At 55.6% G+C, this 11,772-nt stretch carries 3 protein-coding genes; 1 reads left to right on the forward strand and 2 read right to left on the reverse strand.

Translation table 11 applies throughout. The features are described 5' to 3' along the window. Positions 1 to 1,155 (reverse strand): autotransporter outer membrane beta-barrel domain-containing protein (locus SLH47_RS25670; protein ID WP_320243923.1); only part of this gene is annotated, 1,155 nt, incomplete at its 3' end. A 949-nt stretch (positions 1,156 to 2,104) separates the two neighbouring features. Here SLH47_RS25670 and SLH47_RS25675 point away from each other — a divergent pair. Further along, complete coding sequence (locus SLH47_RS25675; protein WP_320243925.1) at positions 2,105 to 2,341, forward strand: hypothetical protein; 237 nt, start codon at positions 2,105 to 2,107, stop codon at positions 2,339 to 2,341. Here SLH47_RS25675 and SLH47_RS25680 read toward each other — a convergent pair. Next, positions 2,332 to 11,103 (reverse strand): tandem-95 repeat protein, encoded by an 8,772-nt coding sequence (locus SLH47_RS25680; RefSeq protein ID WP_320243926.1) that lies wholly within the window; start codon positions 11,101 to 11,103, stop codon positions 2,332 to 2,334. The two genes, SLH47_RS25675 and SLH47_RS25680, sit on opposite strands and share 10 nt — an antisense overlap. Between the last annotated feature and the right edge of the window lie 669 nt (positions 11,104 to 11,772).

Here is an 11,772-nt window from a genome sequence, read left to right on the forward strand (position 1 = left end):
TGCATACAGCCCAGAGGGCGCATTGAACGCCAGCAGCGACGCACCATAGCTGTCATAGATCGGTGCGGACGGTTGATAGGTGACTTCACCACTCTCTGACCGCGCGCTTAACGCCCAGCTGCGGCCATCCGCGGCCTCGGCCAGTGTGTAGAGGTAGACGCCTGAAATAATGGCACCCTCCCCGTCCGGGGTGATATGGTTGCCAATCAGGGTGAAGGTCGCGTCGTTAGATGCTCCGCCAACAGAGACCAGGTTGAGCTCAAGCGGGGCACCCACAGCACTACCGCTTCCCAGGCTGGCAAGCGACAGCATCATCTCGCCCGACGCGTCGCCGGTGATGACCAGCCTGTCGGTGTTCGCACCATCGGTCTCCAGGACAAAGATGTTCGAGTTCGCTTCCGATCCAGTGTAATTGCCCTCAATGGTGATCTCATCCCCCGCAACCCCGTCCTGAACGCTGAAGACGACATCGCTCTGATTGTTTACGTCACCGACGATGGTCATACCCCCTTGCCCGCCAGTCGCATGAAACACAGACCCGGCGTTGATGGACAGAGCCGTATCCAGCGTGACACGCTCCCAATTGATCAAGTTGTACACAGTGGTTGTCATGGTCTGACCACTCAAGGTCAGATGATCATGACCTGCACCACCATCAATACGACCGGTGACACTGCCATCCTTCAGCTCCAGAGTATCGCCCCCCGCGCCCAGAATAATATCCCCGGTGATGGTCCCTTCCAGGGTGACAACCGCATCTCCATCCCCGTCTTGTATCGCAAGGCCAGACTTTCCCGCAGTCACGTTGGCCCCGCTGGCGACATCAATCGTCCCACCAGCGCTGGAAATCGTGCGGATCGCTGCGCCGGTGCCAGCTCCGCCCGTTACGGACCCGGCCACATCCACGTCAAAGCCTGCACCACCCTCGGCATAAATGCCGTCTGAATCCACTCCTAAGGCCGTAACCTCAGCCCCCCCATCCAGTTCGGCAATCGCCCGCCCGCCCACCGAGACAGCCCAAATCCCGTGAGCACCTTCCCCACCCGTGGTGACTGTACCTTCCTTCATTTGCGCGGTCGCATCGCCACTCTCAGTGGTGCCGGCATAAACCCCGTGAGCACCTGCCTCATCCGTCGTGACCGTACCTCCCTCCATTCGCACGGTCGCGGCGCCAAGACCAAGGCTAATGCTAACTGTATATGGCCCGATAAAACTTCCCCTGATCGGGTCTCGGTCGATAGGGAGGCACATCCTCCCCTTGTCAGCCCCGGCCATAAGCGCAACAGTATCTTGAGTTTCGGTGTCGCCCTCGCAGGGAGGGACTGCTTGGGCCATTGCTTGGTCGACACCGCCGGCGAAAAACACTACAGCTGTCGCCACCGCCGAAATACCTGGCGCAAGGCTCGCCACTTGGTCCTTGAACCTGGTTAAACGACCACCCCGAACCAAAACGTAGAACCGACGAAAGACTGGTTGGAGGTCCAAGGGTTCCATTGTCATTCTGAAACTCTCCTGTGGGGGGTATCGGCCGGACGCGTTGTGACAACCGCAGCCAGAAGCGAACCACCGTCGGGGATCGGCAGAGCGCTGTTTCCGCGCCGTCCGTCCTGATCGTGATGAAATACGAGAGAGGACATCAGACCCAAAACCGCTGGTCATCACAGCTCGCGTCACAGGGAGCGGGGATAGCCGCGTTTGGCCGTCCAATCCGTAAACCGTGGTCAGACCGCGAATTGATCCACAAAAGCAGGTCGGTTTGACGCCCAGTGTCAGATTGTAAGGAGGAAGAAACCGCCGGGTACTGCTGCCTACACGAAGGCGCAGTATGAGCCGATGGGCCGATGGGCCGATGGGCCGATGGGCCGATGGGCCGATGGGCCGATGGGCCGATGATACTTTGGCCCACCCCAGACTGCAAGTAACAGACTGAATCTATTACGGATATTGGCAACTTTTTATTAAGCATTCGGGACACCAAACAGCTCAACTTCCAACCAATGTTAGAGTCAGGTTGCAGTCTTAGGGAAATTCCCAATTCCTATATTTGAATAGGCAGCAGCTATGCTCCATCCTGAGCCCGCCAGATTTCCGTTTTGTCAAGGCAATGCCTGAACAGATAGAACCCAATTCCACTTACACGTCGTCCGCAAGAAAACTCATCATCAGTCACCTGCGACTGCAGGATCAGCATGAGCAGCGATCCGGTGAGCATCAGGAGATTGATCGGCAGGCTGAGCAGGTCAATGCCTGGGATGTCGAACGGAGTGCCATAAAGGCACTCCGCATAAGCCCGTCCTGGGAACGTGATTGCGACACCATGCGTCGTGTGCGTTACGCGTAAAACCGGAAGTCGTCGGAGGACAGATCCGAAATGACGACGTTCTTCAGGACAATGCTGTTGTCGGTATCCAACATGATGGTTGTGTCGGTGCCGTCATCCGCCGCACTGTTCAGGACGTCCGTATAGGATACCAGGTTGGTGATACCCCTGAACTCGACGACATCATCCGTCGCAGCGCCAGCCGCAAAATCGGTTATGATATCCTTGCCGAAACCGGGATCAAAGACGAAGGTGTCGTCTCCCGATCCGCCAGTCAGGGTGTCGTTGCCAGCATCTCCGGCGAGGGTGTCGTTGTCATCATCGCCATACAGGAGGTCATCGCCCTCACCGCCCTGCAAAATGTCATCACCATCAACACCATATAGGGTGTCATCACCTGCGCCGCCTTCTAGAGTGTCATCGCCACTATCACTGAGATCGAAAAAGCCACCATACAGGATGTCATTGCCATTGCCGCCATGCAGATGACTGTTTTCGTAACTGCCAAGCAGGGTGTCATTGCCATCACCGCCATACAGGGTGTCATTGCCGCCACCGCCGCCATCCATAAAATCATCTCCATCACCGCCATACAGGGTGTCACTACCACCGCCGCCGTCTAGGCTGTCATCACCATCGCCACCGTATAGGACGTCATCGCCATCACCGCCACGCAGATAGTCATCGCCACCACCGCCATGCAAAATGTCATCACCTCTACGGCCATACAGGCTGTCATTGCCATTACCCCCGTCTAGAATGTCGTCGCCGGGTGTGAAGGGGATTTGGTCAAAGTCGCCAAACAGCTTGTCATCGCCATCACCGCCACTCAGATAGTCATCGCCATCATAACCAAGATCACGCCCCCCCCACAGCTCGTCATTGCCATCACCGCCATACAGGTTGTCATTCAGGAATATACTACCATACAGAGTGTCATTAACATCAGTGCCAACGACCATCGGAGTTTCGCTTAATCCAAGGACCTCAATTGAAACGGTTGCGACGCTCTCACCACCATTGCCGTCCTTTACGGTATAGGTGAATGTATCCGTCAGAGGCTGACCAACTCCAAGAGCCTGAATAGCGTCTGCGTTGGTTGGATCGTAGCTGATGGTCCCGTTAGGGTTCAGCATCAGGGCAGCGCCATGCGCACTTGTGGCAGAAACCTCGGTCACCGTGAGCGCATCCCCCTCGACATCGCCGTCATTGGCCAGAAGGGTAGTGGTATCAATCAGGGTGACAACATCTTCTGTAACAAGACCGGCGCCGTGCGTCACAAAATCCTCAGCCACGACAGGAGCGTCGTTTGCTCCGTGAACAACGATCGAAACGATCGCAGTGCTCTCACCACCATTGCCGTCCTTAACGGTATAGGTGAATGTATCCGTCAGGGTCTGGCCCTCCGCCAAAGCCTGAACAGCGTCTGCGTTGGTGGGATTATAGCTAATGGTCCCGTTAGGGTTCAGCATCAGGGCAGCGCCATGCGCACTTGTGGCAGAGACAGCTGTCACCGTAAGCGCATCCCCGTCGACATCGCTATCATTGGCCAAGAGGTTGGCTGTCTCAATCAAGGTGACAAAATCTTCTATGATGATATCGGGATTTTTGGCAACACCGTTTGCATCGAAAATACGGGCCTCAGATTCCCAAGTGACAACAAAATCGCCATTGGTGAGCGCTGTGACACTCGAGTCCCATTGAGCGCCATCGGTGTTTGAATTGACCAAGAATTCATCGGTGACCCCGACACCATTCGCATCGTAAATGCGGGCTTTGGTTGCATAACTGTAAGAACCGTCTTGTGGGTCATCAGCGTTCCAGGTGACAACGAAATTGCCATTAGCAAGGGCTGTAACACTAACGTCAAACCAGTCACGGGCATTGAGAGGTGCATTGACTTGGAGAAGGCCACTGATGTCATCGCCGTTCGCATCGAAAACACGGACATAGCTGTCATAACCAGTAACATCGTTAAAGTATGCATTCGACCAGCTTGCGACGAAATTGCCATTGGCAAGCTCTGTAACACTTGAGGTACCTAAAAAAGAGAGCCCGGCGACGTTCAACGTGCTGCTGATCGCGACACCATTCGCATCAAAAACGCGTGCGTTAGTAACTGGATCTGAGTTATCAGAATGACCCCAAGTTACAATGAAATTGCCATTAGAGAGTGCTATAACACTCCTCGCAGTTTGGACGCCAAAGACTTTAATGACATAGAACTCACTGACAATCTCAACACCATCTGCGTCTACAATACGTGCCTTAACGTGAGGGGCCGTCACATCAAACGCCGGTGGTCCATATTCTTCCGTCCAAATTTCGACGATGTTACCATTGGCGAGTTCCGCAACGCCCGGACCGTTTTGGGCGCTATTGATAAGATCATTGACGTGGAACTCACTTGCGTCAATGGTATTTTCCGCATCAAGAGTGCTTTCAACCTCACTATCATAAGTTGCGACAGGCGCATCGTTGGCTCCGTGCACAACGATCGAAACTGTCGCGGTATTCTCCCCGCCATGACCGTCCTCGATGGTGTACGTGAATGTATCCGTCAGGGTCTGACCGACGGCCAGAGCCTGAACAGCATCTGCATTGGTGGGATCATAGCTGATGGTGCCGTCGGTGTGCAGCTCCAGCGCGGCCCCATGCGCACTCGTGGCATCAACAGCTGTCACCGCGAGCACATCCCCATCGACATCGCTGTCATTGGCCAGAAGGGCGGCAATATCAATCGAGGTGACAACATCTTCGGTGACCGGCGTGGGACTTTGCGCCACATCATCCGCCGCCACAGGGGCGTCGTTGACAGGGGTAATCTCAAGCGCAAAGGTATCGCTTGCTGAGAGAGACCCATCGCTGGCCGTCACCGTGACACTTAACATGCCATTGAAGTCCTGCGGTGGTGAGCCCGAGAAGCTCCCTGCAACCGCATCAAACACCAGCCAGTCCGGCAGGGCCGTACCATCCGTAAGCGTCGCACTCAAGGTCAGCGCATCCCCATCCACATCCGTGAATGCATTGGCTGGCAGCGCAAAGCTCACGGCCTCATCTTCCGCAGAAGACTGATCTTCCAATGCAAGTGCCAGAACAGGCGCATCGTTGGTTCCGCGCACAACGACGTACACGGTTGCGGTATTCTCCCCGCCATGACCGTCCTCGACCGTATAGGTGAATGTATCGACGAGTGTCTGACCCTCTGCCAGGGCCTGCACAGCAGCTGCGCCGGTGGGATCGTAGCTGATCGTGCCATCGGTGTTCAGCGTCAGGGTCGCGTCATGCGCACTCGTGGCATCAACAGCTGTCATCGTCAGCACATCTCCATCGGCATCGCTGTCATTGGCCAGAAGCGTGGCGATATCAATCGAAGTGACGACATCTTCTGTGATCGGGGGAGAACTCTGGATAACAATATCATCCGCCACGGCAGGGGCATCGTTGACAGGGGTAATCTCAAGCGCAAAGGTGCCGCTTTCAGAAAGAGACCCGTCGCTGGCCGTCACCGTAACACTCAATATGCCATCGAAGTCCTGGGGCGGTGTGCCCGAGAAGCTCCCGGCAACTGCATCAAACACCAGCCAGTCCGGCAGGGCCGCACCACCAGCAAGCGTAGCATTCAAGGTCAATGCATCACCCTCTACATCCGTGAACGCATTGGCTGGCAGCGCAAAGCTCACGGCCTCATCTTCTGCTGAAGACTGATTGGGCAATGCAATCGCCAGAACAGGGGCATCATTGGTTCCGTGCACAATGATTGATACGGTTGCGGTGCTCTCCCCGCCATTGCCGTCCTCAACCGTATAGGTGAAGGTATCCGTCAAGGTCTGCCCATCTGTCAGGGCCTGCACAGCAGCTGCACTGGTGGGATCATAGCTGATGGTCCCGTTGGTGTTCAGCACCAGCGTGGCCCCATGCGCACTCCTGGCATCAACGGCTGTCATCGTGAGCGCATCCCCCTCGACATCACTGTCATTGGCCAGAAGGATGGCTGTTGCAATCGGGGTCACAACATCTTCGGTGACCGGCGTGGAACTTTGCGCCACATCATCCGCCACGGCAGGGGCGTCGTTGACAGGGGTAATCTCGAGCGCAAAGGTGCCGCTTGTGGAAAGAGATCCATCGCTAGCCATCACTATCACACTGACTTGCCCGGTATAGTCCTGGGGCGGTATGCCCGAGAAGCGCCCGGCAACCGCATCAAACTCCAGCCAGTCCGGCAGGGCCGTGCCATCCGTAAGTGTCGCGCTTAAGGTCAGCGCATCACCGTCCACATCCGTGAATGCATTGGCCGGCAAGGCAAAACTCACAGCCTCATCTTCTGCGGAAGACTGATCGGGCAAAGCAATCGCCAGGACAGGGGCATCATTGGTGCCGTGCACAACAACTGAAACAGTTGCGGTGCTCTCCCCGCCACTGCCGTCCTTGACCCTATAGGTGAAGGTATCCGTCAGGGTCTGGCCTTCTGCCAGAGCCTGAACAGCGTCTGCGCCGGTGGGATCATAGCTGATCGTGCCGTCGGAGTTCAGCGTCAGCGCGGCATCATGCGCACTCAGTGCAGACACCTCTGACACCGTCAGCGCATCCCCCTCGACATCGCTGTCATTGGCAAGAAGCGTGGCGATATCAATCAGGGTGACACCATCTTCGGTGATCGGCGTGGCACTTTGCACCACATCATCCGCCGCGACCGGTGCATCATTGGTTCCAAAAACCACGATTGAAACACTTGCGGTGCTTTCACCGCCTTTACCGTCCGCGACCGTATAGGTGAAGGTATCCGTCAGGGCCTGGCCATTTGCCAGGGCCTGCACAGCGTCTGCGCCGGTGGGATCATAGCTGATTGTCCCGTTGGCGTTCAGCTTCAGCGTGGCCCCATGCGTACTCATATCAGACACCGCTATCATCGTCAGCGCATCCCCCTCGACATCGCTGTCATTGGCAAGAAGCATGGCGGCATCAATCAGGGCGACAGCATCTTCGATGACCGGCGTGGCAGTTTGCGCCGTATCATTAACTACGATAGGTGCATCGTTGGTTCCGCGCACAACGACGTACACGGTTGCGGTGTCCTCACCGCCATGGCCGTCCTCAATCGTATAGGTAAATGTGTCAATAAGTGTCTGACCCTCTGCCAGGGCTTGCGCAGCAGCTGCGCCAGTGGGATCGTAGCTGATCGTGCCATTGGTGTTCAGCTTCAGCGTGGCCCCATGCGCACTCGTGGCATCAACGGCTGTCACCGTGAACGCATCTCCGTCGACATCGCTGTCATTGGACAGAAGGGCGGCAATATCAATCGAGGTGACAACATCTTCTGTGATCGGAGTAGAACTCTGGAAAACAAAGTCATCATCCGCAGCAGGGGCATCGTTGACAGGGGTAATCTCAAGCACAAAGGTGCTGCTTTCAGACAGTGAGCCATCGCTGGCCATGACTGTGACACTGATTTGCCCGGTATAGTCCTGGGGCGGTGTGCCCGAGAAACTCCCCGCAGCCGCATCAAACACCAGCCAGCCCGGCAGGGCCGCACCCCCAGCCAGCGTTGCACTCAGGGTCAGCGCATCCCCATCCACATCCGTGAATACGTTCGCTGGCAATACAAAGCTCACGGCCTCATCTTCTGCGGAAGTCTGATTGGGCAATGCAGTTGCCGCAACAGGGGCAGCATTGGTTCCGTGCACAACAACAGAAACACTTGCGGTGCTCTCCCCGCCATGGCCGTCCTTGACCGTATAGGTGAATGTATCCGTCAGGGTCTCGCCCTCTGCCAGGGCCCGAATGCCATCTACGCCGGTGGGATCATAGCTGATCGTGCCGTCGGAGTTCAGCTTCAGCGTGGCCCCATGCGCACTCGTGGCATCAACAGCCGTCACCGCGAGCACATCCCCGTCGATATCGCTGTCGTTGGAAAGAAGCGTGGCTATAGCAATTGGAGTGACAACATCTTCGGTAATCAGCGTGGAACTCTGCGCCACATCATCCGCCGCAACAGGCGCGTCGTTGACAGCGGTAATCTCAAGCGCAAAGATGCCGCTTTCTGAAAGAGCTCCATCGCTGGCCGTCACTATGACACTGACTTGCCCCGTATAGTCCTTGGGCGGTGTGCCTGAGAAGCTCCCCGCAGCCGCATCAAACACCAGCCAGTCCGGCAGGGCCGCACCCCCAACCAGCGTCGCACTCAGGGTCAGCGTATCCCCATCCACATCCGTGAATGCGTTCGCTGGCAAAACAAAGCTCATGGCCTCATCTTCCGCGGAAGACTGATCAGGCAATACAATCGCCAGAACAGGGGCATCGTTGGTGCCGTGCACAACGAGTGAAACGGTTGCGACGCTCACACCACCATTGCCGTCATTGGTCACATAGGTAAATGTGTCGATAAGTGTCTGACCAACGGTCAGAGCCTGAACAGCATCTGCATTGGTGGGATCATAGCTGATGGTGCCGTCGGTGTGCAGCTCCAGCGCGGCCCCATGCGCACTCGTGGCATCAACAGCTGTCACCGCGAGCACATCCCCATCGACATCGCTGTCATTGGCCAGAAGGGCGGCAATATCAATCGAGGTGACAACATCTTCGGTGACCAGTGTGGAACTCTGCACCACATCATCCGCCGCGACAGGTGCGTCGTTGACGGGTGTAATCTCGAGCGCAAAGATACCGCTTTCTGAAAGAGACCCGTCGCTGGCCGTCACCGTGACACTCAATGTGCCATGGAAGTCCTGGGGCGGCGTGCCCGAGAAGCTCCCGGAAGCCGCATCAAACTCCAGCCAGCCCGGCAGGGCCGTACCATCCGTAAGTGTTGCGCTTAAGGTCAGCGCATCACCGTCCACATCCGTGAATGCATTGGCGGGCAGGGCAAAGGCCACGGCCTCATCTTCCGCGGAAGACTGATCAGGCAATGGAACGGACACAACAGGAGCATCATTGGTGCCGTGCACAATAACAGAAACACTTGTGGTGCTCTCCCCGCCATGGCCGTCCTTGACCGTATAGGTGAATGTATCCGTCAGGGTCTCGCCCTCTGCCAGGGCCTGCACATCAGCCGCGCCGGTGGGATCGTAGCTGATCGTGCCATTGGTGTTCAGCATCAGGGTCGCGTCATGCGCACTCGTGGCATCAACAGCTGTCATCGTCAGCACATCCCCGTCGACATCGCTGTCATTGCCAAGAAGTGTGGCTATCTCAATCAGGGCAACAGCATCTTCGGTGATCGGATCGGGGTTTTGAGCAACACCGTTTGCGTCAAAAATACGTGCCTGGATCGCAGAAGAAGCATCACCTTGCTGCCTATCGCCAGATTCCCAGGTGATGACGAAACCGCCATCAGCAAGGGCTGTCACACTCGGATCCCATTGAGGGCCATGGGTGACTTCATTGACCAGGAACTCACTGACAATCTCGTTGCCAGTCGCGTCAAAAATACGAGCCTTGATTGCATAATCATCATCCCCTTGCTGCGAACCTTTAGACGCCCAGGTGACAACAAAATGGCCATTGGCGAGGGTGGTAACACTTGGATAACTTTGATAGTGCGTCGTGTATTCATTGACCAGGAATTCACTGGCGATCGCATCGCCATTCGCATCAAAAATACTGGCCTTGATGCCGCCACCAGACGCATCCCCTTGCTGCCCATCATTAGACATCCAGGTGACGACAAAATTGCCATCGGCAAGGGCTGTCACGCTCGGGTTGGTTTGAGCGCTATTGGTAAATTCATTGATACGGAACTCAGTGACAATCTCATTTCCATCCGTGTCCAGAATACGCGCCTTGATGGCAGTACTGGACGTATCGCCCTGCTGCTGGTCCCAAGAGGCCCAGGTGACGACAAAATGGCCATTGGTGAGGGCCGTGATACTCGGGTCGTGTTGAGCGCCATTGGTAAATTCATTGACCAGGAATTCGCTGACGATCTCACTTCCAGTCGCATCAAAAATACTGGCCTTGATGGCCCAATCAGTATCCCCCTGCTGCTGATCAAGAGACTCCCAGCTGACAGCGAATTGACCATCAGTGAGTGCCGTTACACTCGGGAGCCTTTGAGGGCCATCGGTGAACTCATTGACGACGAACTCGCTGACGATCTCAACGCCGTTCTCATCAAAAATAGACGCCTTGATGGCAGTACTGGACGTATCGTCCTGCTGCGCATCATCAGACTGCCAGGTGATAACGAAATGGCCATTGGTGAGCGCCGTTACGCTTGGCCAGCTTTGCACGCCATTGGTAAACTCATTGACCAGGAATTCGCTGACAATCTCATCGCCATTCTCATCAAAGATACGGGCCTTGATGGCAGATTCAGACGTGTCGCCCTGCTGCCCGCCATTAGATTCCCAGGTGACAACAAAATGGCCATTGGCGAGGGCTGTCACGCTCGGGTAGACTTGCGAGCTGTGGGTAAACTCATTGACGCGGAATTCACTCGTGCCAACAATATCATTTAGCGTGACAGGCGCATCGTTCACAGATGTAATCTCAAGCGCAAAGACATCGCTTGCTGATAGTGACCCGTCGCTGGCCGTCACCATTACATTGACGATGCCATTATAGTTCTGGGGCGGTGTGCCCGAGAAGCTCCCTGCAACCGCATCAAACACCAACCAGCCAGGCAATGCGGCACCATCAGCAAGCGTCGCACTTAAGGTCAGCGTATCGCCATCCAGATCCGTGAATGCATTTTCCGGCAATGCAAAGCTCACATCCTCATCTTCTGCTGAAGACTGATGAGGCAATGCAATTGCCAAAACGGGTGTGTTGTTCATAACGGTCATTTCTTTATCCAATTCAAACTGGGGAGCGATCGACCTGTTGTTGCTCTAACCCTAAACGCACCGGTAATGATGGGATATTTGGCTCTACTTTCCCGGCAAACGCTCCAAGGTATTGTTGCTTGACTTTTGCTGTTTGATTGCGCGCAAGTCCGTCCAGTCAATTCTTCTCTTTCTCTTATCCAACACTGGAACGAGATCGCTCTACGGGGAAATACCAAAGTTCTATATTTGAATAGAAATCAGCTATGGTGAGGGCCACACCTGTCAGACGCTCATGTTAGCAACACGGGCCAACCAAACGCTCGCTCAGTCGCAGCGAAAGCTCATTAGGTCCCGCTTGCCCACCATTTGCAGTCCGATTATCCGTGTCAGATTCTCGCAATTTGCGACTTGCTGCACGAGCGAAACTCCAAGCGACGATGACGGCTTGGTCAGGAATAATTCTACCAATTCAAACTTGTCGCAGAGAAAAAACAAACGTTCAGCGCGGTCGTTGCGGTACCCATAAAATATCTGCTTGTTGACCTTCCAACAATCACAATGGCAATGCTGGTCTCTCTCTAGAACACCACTTTGAGCCCTGCATTTGCGCTGAGGGCGCTGGTGTCGCCCGCATTGCTGAGCCCGGTGGCATAGGCAACGTCGCCAAACAGATCCACACGCTCGGTC

This window comes from Cognatiyoonia sp. IB215182 (genome assembly GCF_033963905.1).
Taxonomy (GTDB): Bacteria; Pseudomonadota; Alphaproteobacteria; order Rhodobacterales; family Rhodobacteraceae; genus Yoonia.